The following is a 23,937-nucleotide window of genomic DNA, read 5'->3' as shown; positions in this document are numbered from 1 at the left end:
AGGAGGCGACGCAGCCATGACGATCTTCGACGATCCCCGTTCCCTGGCACAGGAGCTGGAGCGCGTGGGGCACATCGTCGCACCCGAACTCGCGACCACCTGTGTGCTCGCCCACCGCCTCGGCAAACCCCTGCTGTGCGAGGGTTCCCCGGGCGTGGGCAAGACTAGTCTGGCCCGAGCGCTCGCCCGCGCCTCCGGCGGCCCTTTCATCCGGCTGCAGTGCCACGACGGGCTCGAGGCCAGCCAAGCGCTCTACGACTGGGACTTCGCGAAGCAGATCCTCCACGTGCGCACGATCGAGGCGGCGTCCGGCTCGGCAGGGGAGCGCATCGACGCGCTCCGCCTCGACGATGAGCTCCACGACCGGGCCTTCCTGCTCGCCCGTCCGATCCTGCGCGCGATCGAGGACTCGCGGGGACTCGAGCCCGACGAACCGCGACCGGTGCTGCTCATCGACGAGATCGACCGCGCCGGCGACGAATTCGACGCCCTGCTGCTCGAGGCGCTCGCCGACTGGTCGGTCACCGTGCCCGAACTCGGCACGATCTCGACGCAGACCCCACCGCTGGTCATCCTCACCTCGAACCGCACCCGCGACCTCCACGACGCCCTGCGCAGACGCTGCCTCTACCAGTGGTTCGATCAGCCCGGCGCCGAGGCGGAATCACGGATCCTCTCCCTGCACGTGCCGGAGGCCGACGAGTCCCTGCGCCGGGCCGTCATCGCTGCGGCCAACCGACTCCGCAGCGCCGATCTGTTCAAACCACCTGGCACCGCCGAAGCCATCGACTGGCTGCGCGCCCTGCACGCCCTCGGCCTCGGCGAACTCGACGACCCAGCGATCGCGGCGACGATCTCCGCAGTCCTCAAAGACGCCGACGACCTCGCCCCCGCCCGCACAGTTCTCAGTCCGTTCGGAGGCGATGGAACGTGAGGACTCTGACGGACACTTTCCTGACCCTTGGCGCCCGGCTGAGAGCCGCGGGACTGCCCGCAGACCCGGACGCGGTGCGGTCGCTCATCACGGCCGTGACCTGCCTCGACCCGCTCGATCCGCAGCAGGTCCGAGCCGCGTCTCGGGCGCTGACCTGCACCCGACCCGAACATCTGCGCCTCCACGATGCGATCTTCGACGCCGTCTTCGGACTGGCAGGCCGACAGGATGCCGAGGAACCGGGCATCGACGTCGAATACCCCCGACCCGAAATGAGCACAGAGGGCGCAGGCGGGGAGGCGAGCGAGATCACCGAAGCCGGCCGGACCGAACACTTGCGCCACGTCGACCTCGGGTTCGAACACGGCAGCGAGGCCGCCGTCCTCATCGACGGCCTCGTCTTCCGACCACCGCGCGGCCTCGCGCATCGGACTCGCCCGGGGCACACCGGCATCATCGACGCCCCTCGGATCCTGCGCAGACTCATCCGCTCCGAGGAGATCTCAGCGATCCCGCGCAGGCGCAGCCTCCATCGCCGGCGCCCCGTCACCCTCGTCGCCGATGTGTCCGCCTCGATGACCGTGTGGCGGGAGCCCGCGCTGCGCTTCCTCGCCCGCGGCTCCGCAGTGCTCGGTGCCCGCTGCTTCACGGCGGGGACCCGCCTGACCAGAGTCGACGGACGCACACGAGCTGCTGCCGGTCACGGGCGAGGTGGCAGCGGTGTCGCCTCGGCGCTGGGTGAGGTCCTCGACGCGGGGGCCGGGACGCGCCTCGGCGATTCTCTGACCGAACTCCTCAGCGGGCGAATGAAGGACCTGGTCCGCGGCAGCATCCTCGTCGTCATCAGCGACGGCTGGGAACACGGGGACTGTGCGGAGCTCGACATCGCCTGTGCGCGGTTGGCCCGACTCAGCCATCGGTTCCTTTGGGTCAATCCCCGGGCCGGACGCGCAGGATTCGAAGCGCGCACTCGAGGCCTGGCCGTCGCCGCAGCGCATGCCGAGGCCGTGCTTCCGGCGACCTCCGTCGCCCAGTGGCAGAGCGTCGCCGACCTCATCGCGGCACCGGGATCGGCGCACGGCACCGGCGACGGACGCGCGTTTGCGACTCCGCGCGCTGTCGGTGGGCCTGTGACGGCGGTGGACGCGACTGCGAGCGCTGTGCCGACAGCGACCATGGTGCCGACAGCGACCGATCAGGAGGCTCACGCATGAACGAGGCCGACGCGATCCTCGCCTGGCTGGACGGACGTCGGGACTTCGCACTCGCCGTGGTGACGAAGACCTGGTCATCGGCGCCGCGACCGGCGGGCGCGATGATGGCCGTCGCCGCGGACGGACAGGTCATCGGCAGCCTCTCGGGCGGATGCGTCGAATCCGCCGTGCACGAACTCGCACTCGAGGTCCTCAGCACCGGTCGTGCGGCCTCGGCCCATTACGGAACGAGCGATGCGGAGGCGTTCGCAGTAGGGCTGGCCTGTGGAGGACAGATCGACGTCCTCGTCACCCCCGTCCTCGAGCCCGCCGCTGTCTCCCGACTGCGGATCTACCTCGAGGCGGTCTCCGGATCCCGTGCGGCAGCACTGGCTCTCGAGCTGCCGGGAGCCACCGAGGAGGACGGCGCAGAACTTGACGGACCGAGCCGCCTTCTCGCCCTCGACGCGGAAGGGAGAGCGCACGGTGACTTCGCTCATGAGCGCCTCACCGAACACATCTCCACCGACGCCCGAGGGATGATCGCCGACGGCGCCACCGGGATCCTCGAATACGATGAGACGGGACGTCGCCTCGGGTCGGGCACTCGCGTCTTCGTCGCCACCTCGACGCCTCCGCCGCGCCTGCTCATCTTCGGTGCCATCGACTATGCCGCGGCCCTGGCCGAGCTCGGCCGGTTCCTCGGCTACCGAGTCACGGTCTGCGACGCCCGGCAGGTGTTCACCACCGCAGAGCGTTTCCCCGCGGCCCACGAGGTCGTCGTCAGCTGGCCCCACCGCTACTTCGCCGCCGAGGCCGCAGCCGGTCGCATCGATGCCTCGACCGTGGTCGCCGTGCTCACCCACGACCTCAAGTTCGACGTCCCGGTCCTCCTCGAAGTCGTTCGGTCTGCGGCCGGATATGTCGGTGCCCTGGGGAGCCGGCGCACGCACACCCAGCGCACCGAGGCTCTTCTCGAGTCCGGGGCGAGCGAGGAGGAGATCGCGCGGATCCACGGTCCCATCGGTCTCGACCTGGGCGCACGCTCACCCGAGGCGACCGCGCTCTCGATCCTCGCCGAAGTGCTCGCCGAGAAGTCGCAGGGCACCGGGGCGTCCCTGAGCGCGACCACCGGCGCGATCCACCGCTGACGGCGGTCTGCCCCGGTAGGCGCAGGGCATCAGCCCCGCTGTGCGCTCAGGCCCTCGATCGCCGAGGTGAAGCATTCGGGCGGCGGCGTGACGAGTCCCGCGCCCACCTGGCCGACTCCGGCCACCTTCCCGGCCATACCGGTGTTGATCTGCGGCAGCACGTGCGTACGGAGCACCTTCGCGAGGTCGATTCCGCTCGGCACCCCGCGGAACTCGAGGACGGGGATCTGATGCTGCGGATGCTCGCCGAAGGTGATCTCATACATCCGTCGGGTGGTGTCGACCGCGAAGGCGACGTCCCCACCGACGAGACGTACGACCGCGGGGGCTGCGGCCATCGCGAGGCCGCCGATGCCCGCGGTCTCCGTGATCGCGGAGTCGCCGATGTCGGGATTGGCGTCCTCGACGCCGTAGGAGCCGAGGTAGAGACCGTCGGCGATCTGCGCCGGGCCCGAGTACCACTGCTCACCGGTGCCGGCGAGCTGAATGCCGAAGTCCGTGCCGTTGCGGGCCATGGTGACGACGAGAGTCGAGCCGGGCACCCCCTTCGCCGCCGCCATGGCGAGCTTGCACGTGGGCATGATGAGATTGAGCGCGAAGTAGTCGTTGGCCCCGAGGAAGCGCGCGACCTCGGCGAGGTCGTCAGCGGGGAAGTCGAGGGTGAAGAGCTTCGGCATGATGTCACGGAGGAAGAGCAGGGTCGCCGTTCGGTTGCGGTTGTGCCCCTCGTCCCCGGACTGGAGCATCTGCGTGACGTAATTCTTCGTGTCCAGCGGCCCGGTGGCGGCCACGGCCGCGGCGAGCACGGGGCCGAGCACGTCGCGCATCCAGTTCAGGCGAGTGAGCACCTCCTCGTTGTTCGCGCCGTAGCGCAGCACCTTGCCGAGGCCCTCGTTGAGAGAGCAGTAGGCGCGATTGCCGTGGACCGGGTCGACGAGCTCGAACATCCACATCGAGGGGCTGACCACGCCGGCCATCGGCCCGACTGCGTCACGGGAATGGCAGGGGGCGAAGGAGAAACGGCCATCGGCGAGACCGGCCTCCGCTGCCTCCAACGTCTCGGCGAGTCCTTCGAAGACGACGGCGCCGGCCAGAGCCCCGCGCATCGGGCCAGAGGCTCGGTCCCACTCGAGCGGAGGGCCGGAGTGGAGGAACTCGTCCTCGCGCAGTCCGAGGCACTCGCGGGCCGGTCGAAGCCCCACGACTTCGGCCCCTGCGGCAAGCATGCGCTCAACCGCTTGGGCGTTGGCCTCCCGGCGGCGGGGGTCGGCCATCACCTGATAGAGCGCGGCCGGATCGCCGAGGGCGGGCTTCCACGGAACCTCCGTCACAGGTACAGCCTGGGCACGCAGCTCCTCGGCGAAGAGGCTCAGGCCCACGGAGACCACGGAGGGTGCGGTTTCGAGCAGGCCCGAGAGGCTCTGGGTGCCGGCTGAGTCGGTGGTTGCCTGTGCGCCGGAGAAATTCGGGCATGCGCGCGACGGTGGCATCGAGGATTCGGCGACCGTGCTCACCTGTGCCTCGTAGCCGAGGTGAGCGAGTGCACGTGCGCTCGCCTCAGCGTTCGAGAGGAACACCTCGGCGCCGACGTCAACGAGCGCGCGGACGGCGGCAGAGAAGTCCTGCGGATCGGCACTCGTGCCGATGAGGCTGACGACGACGGGCAGGACTCGGCCGTCTTCGGCGGCCGCCGACTTGGCCTCAGTGATCGCTGCGGCCAGATCATCGGCGGGATCCGCGTGGGCGCCGTGGCCGAGCACGAGGTCGAGCAGCAGCACACCGGCCCGGGGGCCCAGATCCCGGATCGCCTGCAGACGCAGCGAGGGGTCGATCATCGGGTGGGCCCGGCCCCGGGTCATCTCGTCGGCACCGAAGTCGAGCACGGTGTGCGCGTCGGCGCTGACGGCCGTTCCGCTCACCAGTTCAGCTCCGGCCAGTGGGATGTTCGAAGAGATCGGGCCGAGCGCGGACCGCGCGATGAGCATCGCCTCATCGGCCATGGTCCCACCGCAGAACAGGCCGATGAGCGAACCGGTCAGCGCCCCGGCTGGCTCGGAGACTCCCCAGTGCGGCCATTCGGGCACAGTGAAGTCGGCTGTGCTGAGGGCGGTTTCGACCCCGGCCGTGAGACTCGGCGAATCAGGGCCGAGGATCGCCCAGCTCACACGCACTTCGAGTTCGGCGGCGAGGTCCTCGATCTCAGCGACCACCTCGGCGTCGGCGGGCTTCGAGACCACGATGATGTGCTCGGTCTCGGCGTCGACGGCGAGCGCCCGCAGGGCCTGTCGTGCGCTGAGGCCGCCGACCTCGTGGGAGAGATCGCGTCCGCCCGTGCCAATGAGATGGCTGACCCCGGCCCCAGCGGCATCGAGGAGGACCGAGACTTGCTGGGCTCCCGTGCCCGAGGCCGCGATGATGCCGAAGGTCCCGCGGCGCACCTCATTGGCGAATCCCAGTCCGACCCCTGAGATGATCGCGGTGCCGCAGTCTGGACCCATGACGATGAGGTCGCGCTCGGCGGCACGAGTTTTGAGTTCGACCTCGGTCGAGACATCGACATTGTCGCTGAAGAGGAGCACCGAGGACCCGGAATCGAGGGCCGCGAGGGTTTCGACTCCGGCGCTCTCGCCGGGCACCGAGACGAGAGTGAGCCCGGCCTCGGACCCGGCGAGCGCGGATTCGACGGTGAGGGCCGGCTGCACGGAGCCGCCTGGGCCAGTGGACTCGCGGGCGGCGGCGGTGAGCCTGTCGAAGGCGACGTCGACGGCGTCGCTGCCGTCTGACAGGGCCGCCTCTGAATGCGCGCGGATGGCGATGATGAGGTCGTTCGGGGTGACCTCTTCGGCGATGTCGAAACCGGCTCCACGGATGAGGTCGAGGTTGAGCTCCGAGGCCATCCCGATGAGGGCGTCGTCGACCCCGGGAGTGGTCTTGACCTCGGTCGAGACCTGCATGAGGGCGACCGAGTCGACGTAGACGCCGTGGCGGACGGTCAGTGAGCGTGGCATGGATGAGTCCCTTTCGATGAGTGCTGGGGCGGAGTGCGGGTCGGAGTCCGCGGGTCGTCGCCGCCGCGGATGCGGATCATCGCCGCGGTTGGAGACCGGGGTGGTGACAGCGAATGGCTCGCTCCCGGGCGCGAAGGGCGGCGGCGAGTGAGAGCTGTGAGGACGGCGAGGAACCCCGTGAACAGGTCGTGGCCGGAACTGTGGCCGATCCGGTCGAGCGGAGAGAGCACGGCTGCGTACTCAATCGGCGGAGTCTCAGCGGCGGCGGGTCCGTTCGCGGATGCCGTGAGCAGCCTGTGGGCGGCTTCGATCGCCGCCGCGACCTCGGGCAAGCAGTGACCGGCTACAGCCGCACGGATGAGCGCTGCCGACAGTGCAGGAGTCGCTTGGGCGAGGTCGATAGGTTCGAGTGTGCGCGAAAGCAGATCGAGCGGAGGGTTCCTGCCTGTGGATCGGAGCGCGAGGGCGATGCCGGACAGAGCGTCGTCACCGCTGGGGGTGCTGCCGGGTCCGGCGCCGATGAGAGCTCGCACCCCAGCCTCGGTGTCGGCGACGTCCTCGTCGAGGAGGGCGGAGGCGAGGTCACCGGCACGGGAGCCCAGATCTGACAGCCCGGGACGCAGATGGCCGGCCAGGGCAGCCAGCGTCATTGAGTCGAGGCCATTCCACGGCTGTGTCTTCACACGAAGCGGCCGGTGCGTGCGGACGATGCGGAGCGCAAAGTCAGGGAACCCAATCCACCGAGGTGAGGGGACATGGTCCTCGAAGATCGGCGGATGCGAGCCGAGTCGCATCGGTGAGACGGCGGGGATCACCCGGGCAATGGTTCCGGCCCGCAGTGTTGCGAGGTGCGTGCTGTCGAGCTGCGGGACACTGAGCCCGAAGGGCAGCACCAGGGCGCCAGGCCCCATGATGGGCAGCGGGCACCGGCCGGTACCTCGGGGACCTTCGCTGTCGCCGACTGCGAGGTAGAGCCCCGCGGCGAACACATGGACCACCTCGGCGGGGATAGCGCCGACCTCGGCGGGGGGCCGGCGGACTTCGGCGGGGTCGCGGGCGATCGGTGAATGCTCAGCGCCACCGACCCGTGCCGCATCGATCCGGGGGACCGGCAGGAGGGAAGCGGTGGCGGGAAGAACCACGGACCGAGACCTCATTTCGACAGAGTATCCCGCCCTGTTATCGTCAATGCATGTCAAATGATGCCAAGGATTCCGGATTTGGTCAGCAGGAATTGACATTCGGCGGGGGAGGAGGGCACGGCTTCTCCCCCGAATCTCTCACCGTGGCGGATGTGCTCAGACTGCCGAGCATGCGTGGGGCCAGACTTGTCGGCGGTGCCGCCGGTCTCGACAGAGTCGTCGAGCTGTCGAACGTCATGGAGGTTCCGGACATCCTGCCCTGGGTCAAGCCCGGCGAGCTGATGCTCACGACCGCGTATCCAATACGTGATCGTCCCGAGGATCTTGGGGGGCTGCTCGAAACCTTCGACCAGCACGGGCTGGCGGCAATCGGCCTCAAATCCGGGCGCTATCTCGAGCGGATCCCCGAGGCTGCCGTGAGGGTCGCGGATGCCCTCGGCCTGCCGCTCATCCACCTCGGCGAGGACGTCGGCTTCGACGAGATCATGCAGGAGGTGCTCACCGGCAATCTCGACCGGAGGGCTCAGGTCATTGCCCGCACGGAGGCGTCGATGCGCGAGCTAGTCGACGTCGTGGTAGGCGGCGGGGACCTCGCGGACGTGTGCCGCATGCTCGCACAGTGGACGGGCGTGGCCGCAGCGGTGACGACGCTTGACGGCCGTGTGAGATGTCTGCGCACGGCCGATGCGGAAGTTTCGTCGGCCGAGGTCTCCGCTCTCGAGTGCTTCGACCGTTCGGGCCGGTTCCGTGTCGAGGACGAGCCCGCTGGCATCAGCCGACACGCCGAACTCCGCGGCGGAGAACCCCGAGGTGGCAGCGGAGACGCGCGCACTGCACGCACAGGATCCGACCGAGACGATAACAGTACCGCGAGCGAGGCACTGAACTGGGGAAACGTCGTCATCGAGGGTGGCCGGCGGCCGGCGGCCGAGACTCTGCCCGCTGCTTCGAACCTCGGTCGGATCGTCGCCTTCGGCGCCCGGACGCTGCGAGCGGGCGACTTCCGTCTACTCGAGCAGGCCGCGGCCGCGGCCGCACTCGTCATCACCCGTGAGCAGGCCATCACCGCTGTCGAGAGCAAGTACCGCACCGACTTCGTCCTCGAAGTTCTGCGCGGGCACATCGCCTCGAGTGACCGGGTGCTCTCCCATGCGCACTCGCTCGGCTGGGACCTCGACCGGCCGATCAGCATCGCGGTCGCCGAGGTGGATTCCGAAGCCGACTCCACGGACGCGAGCAATAAGCGGACGATGCAGTCGCTGTTCGCCGACGCCTGGACGAAGGTCGTCTCCCAGTTCGACCCCCACGCGGCGGTGGTCGGCTCGGGTGATCAGGTGATCGTGCTCCTGGCAGCGGAGCCAAGAGAGAGGATCGTCCGTCGCTTGGAGGAGTTCGTCTCCTCGGTGAGGGGGCACGGGGGAGGCGGCCGACGACAGTTCTCCGTCGGGATCTCCCGCCCCGCCGAGGGCGTCTCGCGTCTGGCCCCGGCCTATCAGGAGGCGATGCGGGCACTCGAGGTCGGCCGGCAGCTCGCCCGCGGTCAGGGTCTGCGTCACTATGACTCTCTCGGCGTCTACCGACTGCTGCTCCAGGTCGGGGAGCAGACCGAGCTGCGCAACTTCGCCGAAGAGGTCCTCGGGCCATTGGCGACCGATGCCAAGGAGGAGTACGCGGGCCTGCGCGAGACCCTGCAGGAGCTGCTCGACCACAATCTCAACGTCGCCGAGACCGCCCGGGCGCTGTTCTTCCACTACAACACTCTGCGCTACCGGATCGGCAAGCTCGAGCAGATGGTCGGGCCCTTCACCGAGGATCCGGACCTGCGTCTTTCCCTCGCGCTCGCCCTGCAGATCGTCAAGTTGCCCTGACGGCGCGGGTCCGGGAGCTGCGAAGCAGGAATGCTGCGAGCAGGGAACTTGGCGAAGACTGCCGAAGGTATGGGTTTTTCTTTGGCAGGAAATGACGTGATGCAGGACTCGAGGGCGCAATAGAGTCGGTTCCTGAGTCGGAGTGGTCCGCAACCGTGCAGGCATCGAGTCAAGCGGCCTATATCACTGACGAACCATGTATCGGAGCCGGCAATTCTCAACGATGAGGAGAGGCACATGTCGATGTTTTCCTGGAAGCTCCACGGCGACGGAAAGACCATAGCGCCTGGGCAGGCTGTTGCTCCGGACGAGCGCCTGACGTGGGGCAGAACCGTAGGGCTCGGCGTCCAGCACGTCGTTGCGATGTTCGGAGCGACCTTCGTCTTCCCGATCATCATGGGGCTCAATCCGCAGCTGGCAGTAATGATGTCCGGAGTCGGCACGATCATCTTCCTGCTCATCGTCAAGGGCAAGGTGCCCAGCTATGTCGGCACCTCGGCCGCCTTTGTCGGGGGCGTCACAGCTGTCACCGCTCAGGGAGGTACTCCCGCAGAGGTCACCGGTGCGATCATGGTTTCGGGCGTCATCCTTGCCCTCGTCGGTACGTTCATCCACTACATCGGCTCTGCGGCTTTGATGAAAGTCCTTCCGCCCGTCGTCACCGGCGGCGTCGTCATGCTTATTGGCTTCAATCTCGCACCGGTGGTTGCGAACACCTATTGGCCTCAGGACCAGTGGATCGCCGTCATCGTCATGGTCTTCATCGTCTTCGTATCAGTATGGGTGCGCGGCTTCCTTGGTCGCATCGCTGTCTTCCTCGGCCTCGTGCTCGGTTATGTGCTGTCCTGGATCTTCGACCAGGTGTTCGGCCAGATCACCTCTTTCAGCGCTACTGCCGGTGAGGTGACGACCCACTTCCGTGTCGACTTCTCTGGTGTCGCTGCGGCGCCCTGGATCGGATTTCCGCCCATGACCGACACCGCGGCTGGAGTCGTCGGTGTCCATCTGCCCGTTTTCAATGCCGCGGCTATCGTCGTCATGCTTCCTGGCATCATCGCCCTCGTCGCCGAGAATGCTGGTCACGTCAAAGCCGTGGAAGAGATGACGGGAGCCCCGCTCGACAAGTATATGGGGCGTGCCGTCATCGGCGATGGCGTCGCAACCGTCGTCGCCACCTCCGTGGGCGGTTCTCCGACGACGACTTACGCGGAAAACATCGGAGTCATGGCAGCGACTCGGGTCTATTCGACAGCTGCCTACTGGGTTGCCGCTCTGGTGGCGATCCTGTTCGGGCTCTCGCCGAAGTTCGGTGCCCTCATCTCAGCGGTACCCGGAGGTGTCCTAGGAGGCATCACCGTCGTCCTCTACGGCATGATCGGCATGCTGGGCGCGAAGATCTGGATCGAGAACCGCGTGAACTTCGCTAACCCGCTCAACATCGTGCCTGTCTCGGCGGGTCTGATCATTGCGATCGGCGATGTGAGCCTGAACTTCAGCGAGGATTTCGTCCTCTCGGGAATTGCCTTGGGAACGATATCGATGCTGGTCATGTACCATGTTGCCCGCCGGTTGGCACCTGCTGACATGCTTTCCGACTCCGACGGCGGTGCCGGTGGGGCTGGTCTCTCTGTCGGGCGGGAAGGGCACCAAGGACGTGTTGTCGATGGTGCGGAAAGCGATCGCGGCCGACGCGGTCAGGAATCGAGTGAATGAGACGATGAAGCCATCACCCCTGCGAATCCATCGACCGACGACAGTCGACGAGACTCTCGACCTCCTTGCCGCTCGAGGTGACACCGGAAAGATCCTCGCCGGAGGCCAGAGCCTCGTTCCCGTCCTCAACATGCGCCTGGCCGCTCCCAGCGATCTCTTCGACATCACTTCCGTGGCCGGAATCGACGAGCTCGAGGTCTCGGGCGCCGACGGTTCGGAGGAGATCTGCGTGGGTGCGAGCGTCACACATCGACGGGTCGAACGCAGCGCGGACGTCACCAGGGCCAACCCACTCCTCGGCGAGGCTCTGCGCTTCGTTGCGCACCCCGCGGTGCGCAATCGGGGCACGACCGTCGGCTCGATCGCCCATGCCGATCCAAACGGCGAGATGCCGATGGTCCTCGCGCTCACCGGTGGTCGCATCGAGGCACGCAGCCGACGCGGTGAGAGGACATTGAGCGCCGAGGAACTCAACATCGGGCCGTTGGAGACCTCGCTGGAATCCGATGAGCTCATCACCCGTGCGATCTTCCCAGCGCTGCCCGCGGGTTCGCGCACAGGCTTCGACGAACTCGCCCGGCGCAGCGGGGACTACGCGCTTGCGGGAGTGGGGATGATCCTCGACGTCGCCGGCGAGACCATGACGGGACTGCGCTGCGGATTCGTCTCCGTCACCGACGTTCCCGACATCCTCGACCTCGGCGAAACCGTATCGGGCGCAGGGCTCAGCGATGCCTCCGAGGTCGCCGCCACGGTCTCCGAGGCGGTGCGCGACTTCATCGACCCCGGCGGAGACATCCACGCCTCGGCGGACTACCGGAGACACCTTGCCGGAGTGATCGCCTCCCGCCTGTTCCGGCGTCTGTGCCGCAGCGACGGCGCGAGCGGTCGCGGGGATGCGCGCGGCGTAAGCGGTCGAGTCGAGGACAGCCCGGTCGGGACGACCGGTGACGACACGGAGAGAAGGCGAGCATGACCGAAGACATCGGCACAGAACCGACATCGAATATCCGACTCGCAGTCAACGGCACCCTCTACGAGCTCGAGGTCCCCGACAGGAAGCTGCTCTCGGACGTGCTCCGGCAGGACCTGGAGCTGACAGGCACCCATGTGGGCTGCGAACACGGAGTCTGCGGGGCCTGCACGGTCCAGCTCGACGGTGAGCCCGTGCGCTCCTGCCTGGTGTTCGCCGTCACGGCTCAGGGCCGTGAGATCACAACGGTCGAAGGCATTGGCGACGATCCTGAGAATCCATCCGACGTCCAACAGGCCTTCATCGACTGCCACGGTCTCCAGTGCGGCTTCTGCACCCCGGGCTTCGTCACGACCATCGACGCCTACATCGACGAGAATCCGAACCCCACCGAGGAGGAGGCGCGCGAGGCCGTATCCGGCAACCTCTGCCGCTGCACCGGCTACCAGAACATCGTCTCCGCAGTGTGTCGAGCCGCCGAACTGCGCGCAGAGGGGGCCTCGCAATGACCACTCGCCTCTTCGGTCAGAAGATCACCCGACGCGAAGACCCACGCCTGCTCACCGGCCACGGCCGGTATGTCGACGACGTCTCGGGAACGGCGATCGCCGCCGCATTCGTGCGCAGCCCCCACGCCCATGCTGACATCCTCGACATCGACGTCACCGGCGCCCTCGACGTCGTCGGCGTCATCGCGGTGTGGACGCACGAGGACCTGCCCGGACAGGCCGCGGAACGGCTGCCGATGCTCATTCCGCATCCCTCGATCGTTGCCCCGCATACCGGTTACGCCCTGGCCAAGGACCATGTGAACTTCGTCGGCGAGCCCATCGTCATGGTCATCGCCGAGAACCGCTACATCGCGGAGGACGCTGCGAACCGCATCGAGGTTGAGTACAGCTTCCGCGAGGCCGTCGTCGGCGTCGAAGCGTCCCGCGAGGGAACGCGAATCGTCCATGAGGGGATGGAGGACAACGTCGCCGCTCACATCGTGCAGGACGTCGGCGATGTCGATGCGGGGCTCGAGGGCGCGCCCCATGTCCTCGAACTCGACCTCGAATTCGAGCGCAGCGCCTGCATGCCGATGGAGGGCAAGGGCGTCGTGGCACGGTGGGATCCCGGCGAGGAGAGCCTGGAGGTCCACTCCTCGACGCAGACGAGCACGGGTCTGCGGGCCGTTCTCGCAGCCAAGCTCGAGATCCCGCTGACCCGGGTCGAGGTCATCACCCCCGACGTCGGCGGAGCCTTCGGTGTGAAGATCAACCACCCCTGGCCGGAGGAGCTCGCCGTGGCCTGCGCCGCGCGTGCGCTCGAGACCACTGTCAAATGGACCGAGGACCGTCGCGAGCACTTCATTTCCTCCGCCCACGAGAGAGCGCAGACCCAGTGGGTCAAGGTCGGCTTCGACGACGAGGGTCGGATTCTCGGGCTCGACGTGAAGTTCTGGCATGACAACGGCGCCTACCTGCCCTACGGCGTGATCGTCCCGCTCAACACCTCCACCCACATCATGGGCCCGTACGTGATCCCGGCGTTCCGCGTCGAGTACTGGTCGCTGTACACGAACACTGTCATGGTCACCCCGTATCGTGGTGCCGGTCGCGCCCACGCGGTGTTCATGATGGAGAGGACGATGGACGCGATCGCCGCCGAACTCGGCCTCGACCGCACCGAGGTGCGTTTGCGCAACTTCGTCCGCGACTTCCCGCATCCCATGGGCCTGCGGATGCAGGACGGAGCCGAGGGCTGCATCGACTCGGGAGACTTCGTCACCTCGATGGACAAACTCAAGTCGATCGTCGGCTGGGACGAGTTCGAAACCTACCGTGAGCAGGCCCGCAGCGAGGGCCGCCGGGTGGGCATCGGCCTCGCCTGCTACATCGAGAGCACCGGCGCCGGGCCCTACGAAGGCGGACACATCGAGGTCGAGTCCTCCGGACGGGTGAACGTCTGGACCGGCCTCACGACCCACGGGCAGGCCCATGCGACGGTCTTCGCTCAGATCGTCGCCGATGAGCTGGGAGTCCCGCTCGAGACAGTCCATGTCAAGACCGGCGATACGCGTAAGCTGCCCTATTCGGTGGGAACGTGGGGTTCGCGCGGAGCGGTCATGGCCGGCAACGCACTCCACCTCACCGCGAAGAAGGTGAGGCAGAAGGCTCTGCGGATCGCCGGTCAGTCCCTCGAGGCCGATCCCGAAGACCTCGAGATCGACGAGGGCATGATCCAGGTCAAGGGCGATCCCAGCGCGTCGATGCCGCTGGCTGCGGTGTCGGTGCTGTCAAACCCGCTGCGCTACGCCTTCGACGAGAGTGCACGGGCGGCCACCCAGTTCGCCAAGGACTCCGCCGAGGACGAGCCCTCGATCGGGCCGGGAGAGCAGCCGGGGCTCGAGGAGCAGGAGTTCTTCTCGCCGCTGCGCTCAACCGTGGCCAACGGCATGCATGCCGCGATCGTCGAGACCGATCCGGAGACCGCGGACATCAGAATACTGCGCTACTGCGTCGTCCACGACTGCGGACCGATGGTCAACCCGCTCGTCGTCGAGGGGCAGGTCCATGGAGGTGTGGCCCAAGGAGTCGGCGGGGCGCTGTACGAGAAGATGGCCTATGACGCCGACGGACAACTGCTCAACGCCTCCTTCATGGACTTCCTCATTCCCTTCGCGTCCGAGGTCCCTCACGTCGAGACCGACCACCTCGAGACTCCGAGTCCGCTCAATCCGCTCGGCATCAAGGGAGCCGGCGAGGCCGGCACTATCCCCGCCGCCACTGCCATCGCCTCGGCCATTGAGGACGCCGAGGGGATCCCCATCCGCTCGATGCCGCTGGACCCCTCGACCCTGTGGCATATGAGAACGAACCATACCGAGGGTGAGTTCAACCGCTCCCGCTGAACCCGATCGAAGGACATCCAAACCATGCTCATCTCCTCCACAGCCACCATGATCGCCGATCCGGCGACGGCCTATGCCGCATTCCACAACGAGTCGATCCTCGCCGCGACCATCCCGGGAGTCGAGAGCTTCACCCGGACCGGTGAGGGCAGCTTCGACGTCGTCCTCACCATGGGCGTCGCCGCCATCAAGGGCACATACAAGGGCACCGTCGCGTTCTCCGAGGAGGTCGAGGGCACGTCGTTCGTGCTCAGCGCCAAGGGCGCAGGCGGGCCTGGAACCATCGGCGCGGACATCTCGGTGGCACTGGCTCCCGGAGCCGAGGGCGGCAGCGACATCACCTGGCAAGCCGATGCCGTGCTCGGCGGGCCGATCGGGGGAGTCGGACAGAGGATGCTCGGCGGGGTCGCCAAACGCATCGCGAAGAAGTTCTTCGCCGACATCGACGCGGCCATCCGCGACGGTGTGCCGGAGACAGATGCGGCCGCAGGTGTTTCGACCGGCGCTGAGGTGGACGGGCTCTCCGGTTCCGGTGCAGCCGCTCCTGTCGGTTCAGGCACCGCCGCCGCGGGCGCGCCCGCAGTTTCGTCTCTACCGGGAGATGCCGCGGTTCCCGCCGCCTGGACGGCCGGCAGCCACCGACCTTGCGGCGACGGCTTCGTCGTCGGCGCTGCCGTCGGTGCGGGTGCCGCGCTGCTCGGCGTCTGCCTCGGTCTGCTGGCCGGTCGTCGTTGACGACGGAGTGCCCGACCTGGCTGTCCCTGTCCGAGCAGGCGGCCGGCCTCGACAGCCGTGAGATCAGCAGCGTCGAGCTCGTGACCGCGCACTTCGACCGCATCGCCGAGATCAACTCGGCGACGAATGCGATCGTCACCCTCGACCCCGAACGCGCGCTCGCCGCGGCACGTGAGGCGGACCGGCGGCGTGCGGTGGGTGAAGAGGGCATGCCACCACTCTGCGGAGTGCCGATGACCCACAAGGACACGCACGACACTGCAGGTATGCGCACGACCTACGGCAGCGAGCTCTTCGCCGATCATGTGCCGCAGCGGACCAGCACCGTCATCGCTCGACTGCAGTCGGCAGGCGTGATCTCCACGGGCAAGTCGAACGTGCCCGAATTCGCGGCCGGGGCGCACACGGCCAACCGCGCCTTCGGGACGACGAGGAACCCCTTCGACACCACCCGGTCGGCCGCCGGATCCTCGGGAGGCGCGGCCGCAGCCATCGCCTGCGGAGTCCAGGCTGCCGGGGACGGTTCCGATACCGGCGGCTCACTGCGCCTGCCCGCCTCCTTCAACAACATCGTCGGTCTCCGGCCCTCGCACGGGTGGATTCCCCGGACCTTCCCCGAAGATCCCTGGCAGTGGCTGAGTCAGCCGGGCTTCATGGCGCGCACCGTCGACGACGTCGCCTGGCTCATGGAGCTGTGCAGCGGGACCGGCTCTGGGCCTGTCTCGCCGCCTTTCGGGCCTTGGCGCGGGGAGGCGACCGATCTCAGCGGAATCACCGCAGGGTTCTCCCCCGACCTCGATGGCCTGCTCGAGCTCGAGGCGGAAGTCCGCGACGTGGTCGCCGGCGCCGCCTCGGTGTTGGCCGACCTCGGCGCCCGGCTGAGCGAGTCCGTGCCGGATCTCCGCGCGGCCCGCGGTGTGTTCCGAACGGCCAGGGCCTATGAGTTCGCGGCGAACCTGCGGGAGGTGGATGCGGCCCATCCGGGGCGGTTGAAGGCCTCCCTGCAGGCCGATGTCGATGCCGGTCTCGCACTCACGGCCCCCGATCTCTTCGACTTCGATCGGGCACGCGCGCGGCTGTGGTCGGCGATGAACGACTATTTCTCCACTCACGACGTCCTCGTCACGGTGACCTCGCAGGTCCTCCCGTTCTCCGCGGAGGACGAATATCCCACTCGGATCAACTCTCGACCGATCGAGGACTATATGGCGTGGGTCGACTCGACGACTCTCATCTCCGCTACGGGCTGTCCGGCACTGAGCGTGCCCGCCGGCTTCAGCTCCACCGGTCTGCCGATCGGAATGCAGATCATCGGACCGGTCGGTGGTGATGCCACAGTGCTCCGCGTCGCCCGCGGCTTCGAGGCAGCCACCGGACATGCGCGGCGCCGTCCCGACCTGTGAGGACCGGATACTCAAGCCGGGAAGTCAGGCGGGTGAGAAGAGGAAGCGAATGGTCGGAGAGGAGAGACGGAGATGAAGCGCAGCTCAACCACTGACCGTGCTGCCGCCGGCGAGCGGTCGGGCACCGGGTGGACGCTGGCCGCGGCGACGTACGTCTTCGCGGTGGTCATGATCGGCACCACTCTGCCGACGCCGCTCTACCCGCGCTATCAGGCTGAGTTCGGATTCGGCAGCACCCAGACCACCCTGCTCTTCTCGATCTACGCCGGAGCCGTCATCGCCGCGCTCGTCTTCTTCGGCAGGCTCTCGGAGGCCTGGGGCCGGAAGCCGTTGCTGGCCGCAGGCGTCCTCGTCTCTCTCGCCTCGGCCGGACTGTTCATGGTCGGCGGTCATCTCGGTCTGCTCTATACCGGACGGGTGTTGTCCGGGATCGCAGCCGGCATCTTCACGGCCACCGGGACGGTCGCAGTGCTAGAGAATGCTCCGCCCGGCAGGCGCAGACTCGCCACGTCACTAGCCACAGCGGCGAACATCGGCGGTCTCGGACTGGGCAATCTCATGTCAGGAACGGTCGCCGAGGCGTTCCCGCGTCCCCTGTTCACGCCGTTCCTTATCCACGCCGTCCTCCTCCTGCTCGCAGGAGCGGCGTTGCTGGGCGTCAGGGAGAGTGCGCTCTCGCGTTCGCATTCCCTGCGCCTGCAGCTGCCCGCCATCCCGCCAGAGTCCCGCGCGGTCTTTCTCCGTGCGGTGCCAGGAGCCGTCGCGAGCTTCGCGATCGCTGGACTGTATTCGGCCGTCGCCCCGAGCTTCATGCAGCAGACCCTTGACATCGGCTCCGCGGCAGTCATCGGCGCGGTCGTCTTCGCACTCTTCGGAGCCTCCGCCGCGTGCCAGCTGCTGTTCCAGGGGCTGGCCGATCGGACTCTCGTCCTGTGCGGAGGGATCATTCAGATCGCCTGCATGGCCTCCCTGTCGTTCGCACTCCTGGTGGACTCGACCCTGTTGCTCGTCGCCTCGGCGATCCTCGGTGGGGCCGGTCAGGGCTTCCTCTTCACGACGGGCATGCGCGCCATCACCGCTATCACCGAGGTGCGGAACAGGACGGCCGTAACGACCTCGTACTTCATCCTCGCCTACCTGGCCATGTCGGCGCCGATCATCGGAGTCGGCGCGCTAGCGCTCGTGACAGGACTCGTCGCCTCAACGATCACTTTCGCCGTGGTGACAGTCCTGGTCGCTGGTCTCAGTCTTCTCAGGCTCGGACAGTGGAGCAGTCAGCGCCGCGGCGCTGACGGGTGAAGCAAATCGACGTGCTCGAGGTCATCGGCGACTGGCTGCCGCTCTCGCATGCGATCGATGCGCTGGATGCCGTGTCGACCGGCAACGAGGATGACGCTTATATCTGGCTGCGGGTGCTCTTCATCGCCTGCTGGATCGTCGGTGCCATCATCGTCGGATCGCTGACCCTGCGGCGGCGGACGCCGTGAGAAGCGGCAACGTCGCGGATCGTCGCGAACCGGAGCGTCAGCTCCGTCCGGACCCCATGGGTTCGGTGCGGTCGGTCAGATCAAAGGGTCGGCGGCCCTGACCGCGGACGAAAGCGAGGTAGCACAGCCACAGCGCGACCACCCACAGCAGTCCGACCCACAGTGCCGCCCGTGAGTCGGGAACGATGCCGACCATGACGACGACGAAGACGATGAACGCCACGGTGATCCACGATCCCACCGGCCACAGCGGCATGGGGAATTCGCTGGGAAGGCGCGCCTCCTCGGCGATCACCTTCTTCATCCGGATATGGGAAGCGAGGATGATCAGCCACACGAGCACCGTGGCGAAGGTGGCGAGGGCACCGAGGAGGAACAGGGCCTGATCGGGGTAGAGGTAGTTGAGGAGAACGCCGAGCAGGAGTGCGACGATCATCGTGACCACGGTCATCACGGGCACGCCGCTGCGCGAGGTGCGGGCGAAGGATCGTGGAGCCTGCCCCTGTTCGGCCAGTCCGTGGAGCATCCGACCAGCACCGAAGATATCGGCGTTGATGGCCGACAGGGCCGCTGTGACGAGGACGACCTGGAGGATGGCGGCGGCTGCACTGAATCCGACGGAGTCGAAGATCGCGACGAAGGGGCTGACCTCGGAGGTGATCTGGTTCCAGGGCAGGATGCACATGATCACGCCGAGGGTGAGGACGTAGAAGAGGAGGATGCGCACCGGCACCGAGTTGATGGCGGCCGGCAGCACCTGCTTCGGGTTCTGCGCCTCGCCGGCGGTGACTCCGATGATCTCGATGCCGCCGAAGGCGAACATCACGATGGTGAACGATGAGAGCAGACCCCAGAATCCGTTGGGGAAGAAGCCGCCGTGGTCGACCAGAGCCTGCGGGCCCATCTGGTCGTGGTCGGCGATGCCGAAGCCGAAGATGATGATGGCCACGCCGGCGGCGATGAGGGCGATGATCGCGACGATCTTGATGAGCGCGAACCAGAATTCGAGCTCTCCGAAGACCTTGACGCCGATCATGTTGATGGCGGCGATGAAGAAGACGACGGCGAGCACCCAGATCCAGCGGGGGACTCCCGGGAACCAGAAGCCCATGTACACGCCGATCGCAGTGGCGTCGAAGACGGCGACGAGAACCATTTCGAAGGCGAAGGTCCAGCCAACGAGGAATCCGGCGAACGGGTGGATGTACCGGGAGGCGTACTGGCCGAAGGAGCCGGAGACGGGGTGGCGGACGACCAGTTCGCCGAGGGCGCGCATGACCATGAAGACGGCGGCACCGCCGACGATGTAGGCGAGCAGCACAGCCGGTCCTGCGGCTTGGATCGACTCGGAGGAGCCCATGAAGAGGCCGGTGCCGATGGCTGAGCCGAGGGCCATGAAGCGGATATGTCGGGCGGTCAGGCCCCTTTTCAGGCCGACGTTCTCTTCATGTCCGTTCGCGGTTTCGTCGCTGGGGATCGCCTCGTTGCGGTCCTTGTCGGCTGGAGCCATCGGTGTCTGCTGTCCTCTTCTCTCGACTGCCCGTGGCCACCTTGCCTCATGTGATCGATGGACCAGGCTCCACGGCCATCTCAGACTTACACACCGACGCGGCGGCAGAGAACGGATGCTGGGAGAAAGAGTCCGAGATCTCAGAAAATCGGGTCGGACCGGGGTCGAGGGCCTGCTGCATGCGCAAACTGACAGGTTCCAAACGTATAGTAGATGTGGTTCCAAACGTATAGTAGGCGGCCCGCTATTTGCATAGCAGGCGAGTGCAATGAGTCAGGGTTGAGCAGCGTTTTCGCCGTCCCAGACCACACGAACTCCCTCGGATGCAGTCGGCAGCGGGAACTCTTCGGCCTCGGCAGCCACCGAATGGCGTCGAGATTCTGAGAGCCTTTTCCACGCGGTGATCGTCACCGTGTTTCGACTGCGGCGCCAGGTGCCGACGACTTCTCCGTCCACGAGCACGGCGCCCGGCCAGACACGCGGAGTCCACAAACATTCGCGCAGAGGGGCGTCGGGAACCACGAGACTGCGGTCCTCGCCCCACAACAGCAAATAGTTGTCACCGCTGGGCAGCAGACGAGCCGGAGCAGGTTGTGAAGGCGTGCTGCGCAGATCATCCTCGTCCGACGCAGCGATCCATGCGTCACCCAACGCTGTCCGGACCGGGATCAGCTCATCGTGAAGGTCATTGAAGGCGATTTGTGCCGCGCGAGTCTGGATCCCTGCCCACGCGGCGAAGGACTCGACGGTTCCGGGGCCGAGAATGTGCAGGTGCCTGCGAAGGAGGTCCTTGCGCGCATCCTCGGGGGAGATTTCTGGTTGTGGAACCGTTCGGACCAGCGGTGGGCCGAAACCCTCCCAGCGAATCAGCACTCGCCCGGTCGTGGCCGCATAGCGCAGGGCATTCGGGTGGACGCCGATCGCCTGCCCGGCCTCTCGATAGGTCAGGGTACGACCGGATAGGAATGTCTCCAACTGATCCGCCAACTGCGTCGCCCTCTTCTGGGCTCGAGCTTCGAGCGGGTGACGGCCGAGGGTGAAGACTGCACGATCAGAACTGGCGATCACGTAGGTCGTGTTTCTCGGACCCCACACCTGTTCCAGCTCGGGCGCGGTCCAGGTGTCTGCGCTGACCCCCTGGAGCCGTGCCGTCAAGGACAGCAGTGCCGATTTCGGAACGCTGTCCTGCAGGCCTGCCCACGCCGCTTTTCGCACTGTGTCGGAATCGAGATCGCATCGTTCGTCCAATCCTGAGGCATGGCGCCGGTAGTCGAGAATCTGGTCACGAATGACGGCCAACGGCGCGCTCACCTCCTACGCCTGCTGGCGGTCGCTGGAGAGCATCCCGAAGATGAGTGTGTCGGTCCATTCGCCCTTCGACCACCAGTCCTTGCGCAGGTGCGCTTCCTCCCGCATGCCGATCCTGCGAGCCAATTTCGCCGAGGCGGCGTTCCGAGCATCCATCTGAGCGACGACCCGGTGGAGACCGTAGTGGTCGAAGGCGATGTTGAGGACCGCGATGGCCGCCTCGGTGGCGAAACCGTGGCCGCCCGCTGCAGGATCGAGGATCCAGCCGATTTCGGCTTTCTCATCACTGCCGTCTTCGAGCCAGATCGCGATGTCGCCGATGACGCGGGAGCCTTCAAGGGAGTCGAGACCGTCGGCGGTCTCGACGACCAGGGCAAGGGCACGGGATTCGGTCTCGAGTCCTGTGCGCTGCATCCGTTCGGCGATCTTCGTCCGGGCCACCTCGGCGGTCCAGGGGTCCTCGAGGAGGAACCGGGCGACGTCCTCACGGGAATAGATCGGAAGGTGCGCCTCGGCATCGGACTCACGATACGAGCGCAGGCGCAGTCGGTCGGTGGTCAATGGGAGCTCGAGTGGTTCCATGGGCCTACTCTGCCAGGTCGACCTGTGGAGACGACGAACGATGCCGGACGCTTCGCTGGGAGCATCCGGCATCGTTCGCGGTCGGGCTGTTGTCAGGCGGGGAGGATCCCGCGGCGCTTGGCCATGCGGACCAGGGCCGATCCGCCGATGATCGCGGCCACGCCGAAGAAGATGGCGGCACCGATCTCGACGCCGGTGCGCGGCAGGGTTCCGCCGCCACCGCCGGCCAGACCAGGACTTTCGTCTCCGCCGCCGGACGAGGCATTGCCTTCGCCGCCTTCGGAGCCGCCGTTCGCGCCGGCCCCGCCGCCAGCGGAATCGGAGGAGCCGGTGGAATCCTCGGACCCGTTCGAGTCCTGGGATCCTGCCGAACCGTCATCGCCGCCTGCATCGGACGAGCTCGAAGCATCGTCAGAGCCGTTTGCGTCATCCGCGCCGGCCGAGTCGTCATTGCCGTTCGCGTCGTCGCCCGGATCACCGGGCACCTCGGCGTCGCGGTCGAGTCCCAGACCGTCGGCGATCGTAAAGTGCATGTCGGTCTGATCGGTCAGTCCGACGACGTTGGCCGCGCCTGGTCCGTAGGCCGCGATGCGCAGCTGAGTTCCGGTGTGGCCCTGCGACTCCTCTTCGTCGGCGGTCGCGTAATTCATCGTCATCTCGCTGCCGTCGGCGGTGGTCAGGGTCCGGGTGAGACCCGGGGTGTCCGTACCGGCGCTGACGATCTGGCTGGTGTGAGCGTGATCGGCGGTGGTGATGACGAGGGTTTCGCCGTCCTCCTTCGCGAAGTCGAGGGCTGCCTTGACCGCCTCGTCGAGGTCGACGGTCTCTCCGATCTGACCGCACGGGTTGGCCGCGTGATCCTGCTTGTCGATGCTCGCCCCCTCGACCTGGAGGAAGAAGCCCTTGTCGTTGTCGAGCAGATTGACGGCCTTGTTCGTCAGCTGGTCGAGCTTCGGCACGTCCGAGGTGCGCTCCGGGTTGTTCGTGCACTTCACGGCCGGTTCGGTGCCGCCTCCGTGCGTGGCCTTCGGTCCCTCCCAGCGAACGGGGAAATTGCCCTCTGTGAAGAGACCGAGCACCGGTGCATCTTGGTTCGCCTCTGTGACGGAGTCGAGTGAGTCGGAGTCATCGACGAGCTGGTAGCCGCGTTCCTCCGCCTGCTCACGCAGCGTCTTGTCCTTCCAATCGCCGGCGGCGGCCTTCTGTTCGAAGGATGCCGAACCGCCGCCGAGGGTGACATCGGCGCGGGCATTGAGGATCTGCTCGCTGATCGAGCCGAGCCCGCCGTTCTCCAGTGCCTCGTCCGAGCAGTCCTTGGTCGTCTCCTCAGGACCGTAGCAGCCGCGCTGGCTGATGTGGGCGAGCTGCGCGGCAGGAGTCGCGTCCTGGATCTCCGCGGTCGAGACGTCGCCGGTCTTCATGCCCTTGGCGCGGGCCATCTCGATGAGAGTCTTGTGCGGTTTGCCTGTCCGGTCGACGCCGAGTGCGCCGTTGTAGGTCTTCGTTCCCGAGGACCACCCGGTGGCGCTCGCCGCGGAGTCGGTGACATAGTCCGGCTTGCCGGAGTCCCTGTCCACCGCGTAGGTCGTGTACTGCCCGGTCAGCGGCAGTTCGTCGAGGCCGTCGAAGCGACCATGGGCGCCCTTCGCATAGTTGCGGGCGGCGGTGATCTCCGAATCGCCCATGCCGTCGCCGATGAGGAGGATGACGTTCTTCGCGCCGGAGTCCTCGACCGCGTCGCGGATGGCGTCGGTGTTGTCGCCGTCGAGTTGGCGGGCTCCGCCGGGTTCGTCGATTCCTGCCGCCGAGGCGGGACTTGCGAATCCGAAGAGTGCGAGGCTGAGTGCGCCGGTTGCCGCGGCGAGTCGCAGGGTTGTCCTGGCCATGTGCAGTCCTTTCGTTGAGGTGCACAGGCGCTCACCGAAGAGGAGGCGTCGTAACGATTCGAGCGGTGCCGGAGGCAGGGCTCGGACGAGTGCGTGAGCGTCGTGTGCGAGCAGACTGCCTCCAACCTACTCAGCATTCACACAAGGC

Annotated in this window: 18 protein-coding genes; 12 read left to right on the top strand and 6 right to left on the bottom strand. The window is 67.1% G+C overall.

The features are described from left to right. The first annotated feature begins 16 nt into the window (after positions 1-16). The 3 genes from FHG09_RS17565 to FHG09_RS17555 are packed head-to-tail and all read left to right on the top strand — an operon-like array spanning position 17 to position 3,278. Positions 17-934, top strand: coding sequence for an AAA family ATPase (locus FHG09_RS17565; protein WP_152348936.1), 918 nt, complete (start codon positions 17-19; stop codon positions 932-934). After that, positions 931-2,148 carry a VWA domain-containing protein gene (locus FHG09_RS17560; RefSeq protein ID WP_152348935.1) on the top strand — a complete coding sequence of 406 codons (1,218 nt, stop codon included), beginning with the start codon at positions 931-933 and terminating at the stop codon, positions 2,146-2,148. The genes FHG09_RS17565 and FHG09_RS17560 overlap by 4 nt, the downstream gene beginning before the upstream one ends. Next, entirely contained in the window at positions 2,145-3,278 is a 1,134-nt protein-coding gene (locus FHG09_RS17555; protein ID WP_152348934.1) for an XdhC family protein, read from the top strand. The genes FHG09_RS17560 and FHG09_RS17555 overlap by 4 nt, the downstream gene beginning before the upstream one ends. A gap of 29 nt (positions 3,279-3,307) precedes the next feature. Here FHG09_RS17555 and FHG09_RS17550 read toward each other — a convergent pair whose 3' ends face one another. After that, on the bottom strand, positions 3,308-6,286 hold the full coding sequence (locus FHG09_RS17550) for a DUF1116 domain-containing protein (RefSeq protein ID WP_152348933.1): 2,979 nt from the start codon (positions 6,284-6,286) through the stop codon (positions 3,308-3,310). Further along, positions 6,271-7,443: a DUF2877 domain-containing protein gene (locus tag FHG09_RS17545; protein ID WP_193627432.1), complete on the bottom strand. Its 1,173-nt coding sequence runs from the start codon at positions 7,441-7,443 to the stop codon at positions 6,271-6,273. Before FHG09_RS17545 ends, FHG09_RS17550 begins: the two co-directional genes overlap by 16 nt. A 35-nt stretch (positions 7,444-7,478) precedes the next feature. Here FHG09_RS17545 and FHG09_RS17540 point away from each other — a divergent pair, with 35 nt between their 5' ends. The 9 genes from FHG09_RS17540 to FHG09_RS17500 all read left to right on the top strand — a co-directional run bounded on the left by FHG09_RS17540 (position 7,479) and on the right by FHG09_RS17500 (position 18,503). Beyond that, positions 7,479-9,296: a PucR family transcriptional regulator gene (locus FHG09_RS17540; protein ID WP_152348931.1), complete on the top strand. Its 1,818-nt coding sequence runs from the start codon at positions 7,479-7,481 to the stop codon at positions 9,294-9,296. Positions 9,297-9,533: 237 nt separating this feature from the next. Further along, positions 9,534-11,009, top strand: coding sequence for a uracil-xanthine permease family protein (locus FHG09_RS17535; protein WP_227492844.1), 1,476 nt, complete (start codon positions 9,534-9,536; stop codon positions 11,007-11,009). 4 nt (positions 11,010-11,013) lie between these two features. Further along, entirely contained in the window at positions 11,014-11,985 is a 972-nt protein-coding gene (locus tag FHG09_RS17530; protein WP_152348930.1) for an FAD binding domain-containing protein, read from the top strand. Continuing rightward, entirely contained in the window at positions 11,982-12,491 is a 510-nt protein-coding gene (locus FHG09_RS17525; protein ID WP_152348929.1) for a (2Fe-2S)-binding protein, read from the top strand. The genes FHG09_RS17530 and FHG09_RS17525 overlap by 4 nt, the downstream gene beginning before the upstream one ends. Next, a complete protein-coding gene (gene cutA, locus FHG09_RS17520) occupies positions 12,488-14,878 on the top strand; it encodes an aerobic carbon-monoxide dehydrogenase large subunit (RefSeq protein ID WP_152348928.1) in 2,391 nt (796 codons plus the stop codon). Before FHG09_RS17525 ends, cutA begins: the two co-directional genes overlap by 4 nt. Before the next feature lie 24 nt (positions 14,879-14,902). Continuing rightward, a complete protein-coding gene (locus FHG09_RS17515) occupies positions 14,903-15,613 on the top strand; it encodes an SRPBCC family protein (protein WP_152348927.1) in 711 nt (236 codons plus the stop codon). Next, on the top strand, positions 15,610-17,016 hold the full coding sequence (locus tag FHG09_RS17510) for an amidase (protein WP_152348926.1): 1,407 nt from the start codon (positions 15,610-15,612) through the stop codon (positions 17,014-17,016). Before FHG09_RS17515 ends, FHG09_RS17510 begins: the two co-directional genes overlap by 4 nt. A 72-nt stretch (positions 17,017-17,088) precedes the next feature. After that, positions 17,089-18,315: an MFS transporter gene (locus FHG09_RS17505; protein ID WP_152348925.1), complete on the top strand. Its 1,227-nt coding sequence runs from the start codon at positions 17,089-17,091 to the stop codon at positions 18,313-18,315. Next, complete coding sequence (locus FHG09_RS17500; RefSeq protein WP_193627431.1) at positions 18,312-18,503, top strand: hypothetical protein; 192 nt, start codon at positions 18,312-18,314, stop codon at positions 18,501-18,503. The genes FHG09_RS17505 and FHG09_RS17500 overlap by 4 nt, the downstream gene beginning before the upstream one ends. Before the next feature lie 37 nt (positions 18,504-18,540). Here FHG09_RS17500 and FHG09_RS17495 read toward each other — a convergent pair whose 3' ends face one another. The 4 genes from FHG09_RS17495 to phoA all read right to left on the bottom strand — a co-directional run bounded on the left by FHG09_RS17495 (position 18,541) and on the right by phoA (position 23,789). Beyond that, positions 18,541-20,013, bottom strand: coding sequence for an amino acid permease (locus FHG09_RS17495; protein ID WP_152348924.1), 1,473 nt, complete (start codon positions 20,011-20,013; stop codon positions 18,541-18,543). Between the two features lie 273 nt (positions 20,014-20,286). Next, positions 20,287-21,324, bottom strand: a complete 1,038-nt coding sequence (locus FHG09_RS17490) for a DNA glycosylase AlkZ-like family protein (RefSeq protein ID WP_152348923.1) — start codon at positions 21,322-21,324, stop codon at positions 20,287-20,289. A gap of 3 nt (positions 21,325-21,327) precedes the next feature. After that, positions 21,328-21,903 (bottom strand): GNAT family N-acetyltransferase, encoded by a 576-nt coding sequence (locus FHG09_RS17485; RefSeq protein WP_152348922.1) that lies wholly within the window; start codon positions 21,901-21,903, stop codon positions 21,328-21,330. Between the two features lie 92 nt (positions 21,904-21,995). Then, positions 21,996-23,789, bottom strand: a complete 1,794-nt coding sequence (gene phoA / locus FHG09_RS17480; RefSeq protein ID WP_193627430.1) for an alkaline phosphatase — start codon at positions 23,787-23,789, stop codon at positions 21,996-21,998. Positions 23,790-23,937 lie beyond the last annotated feature (148 nt).

It is taken from the genome of Brevibacterium sp. CFH 10365 (assembly GCF_009299785.1).
Taxonomy (GTDB): Bacteria; Actinomycetota; Actinomycetes; order Actinomycetales; family Brevibacteriaceae; genus Brevibacterium; species Brevibacterium limosum.
Note: the sequence above shows the minus strand (reverse complement) of the source record. Positions and strands in the feature narration are given on the sequence as shown.

Coding starts and splice junctions, on each gene's coding strand:
- FHG09_RS17565 (WP_152348936.1), top strand. CDS start 17: ATGACGATCTTCGACGATCCCCGTTCCCTGGCACAGGAGCTGGAGCGC.
- FHG09_RS17555 (WP_152348934.1), top strand. CDS start 2,145: ATGAACGAGGCCGACGCGATCCTCGCCTGGCTGGACGGACGTCGGGAC.
- FHG09_RS17550 (WP_152348933.1), bottom strand. CDS start 6,286: ATGCCACGCTCACTGACCGTCCGCCACGGCGTCTACGTCGACTCGGTC.
- FHG09_RS17545 (WP_193627432.1), bottom strand. CDS start 7,443: ATGAGGTCTCGGTCCGTGGTTCTTCCCGCCACCGCTTCCCTCCTGCCG.
- FHG09_RS17540 (WP_152348931.1), top strand. CDS start 7,479: ATGTCAAATGATGCCAAGGATTCCGGATTTGGTCAGCAGGAATTGACA.
- FHG09_RS17535 (WP_227492844.1), top strand. CDS start 9,534: ATGTCGATGTTTTCCTGGAAGCTCCACGGCGACGGAAAGACCATAGCG.
- FHG09_RS17530 (WP_152348930.1), top strand. CDS start 11,014: ATGAAGCCATCACCCCTGCGAATCCATCGACCGACGACAGTCGACGAG.
- FHG09_RS17525 (WP_152348929.1), top strand. CDS start 11,982: ATGACCGAAGACATCGGCACAGAACCGACATCGAATATCCGACTCGCA.
- cutA (WP_152348928.1), top strand. CDS start 12,488: ATGACCACTCGCCTCTTCGGTCAGAAGATCACCCGACGCGAAGACCCA.
- FHG09_RS17515 (WP_152348927.1), top strand. CDS start 14,903: ATGCTCATCTCCTCCACAGCCACCATGATCGCCGATCCGGCGACGGCC.
- FHG09_RS17505 (WP_152348925.1), top strand. CDS start 17,089: ATGAAGCGCAGCTCAACCACTGACCGTGCTGCCGCCGGCGAGCGGTCG.
- FHG09_RS17495 (WP_152348924.1), bottom strand. CDS start 20,013: ATGGCTCCAGCCGACAAGGACCGCAACGAGGCGATCCCCAGCGACGAA.
- FHG09_RS17485 (WP_152348922.1), bottom strand. CDS start 21,903: ATGGAACCACTCGAGCTCCCATTGACCACCGACCGACTGCGCCTGCGC.
- phoA (WP_193627430.1), bottom strand. CDS start 23,789: ATGGCCAGGACAACCCTGCGACTCGCCGCGGCAACCGGCGCACTCAGC.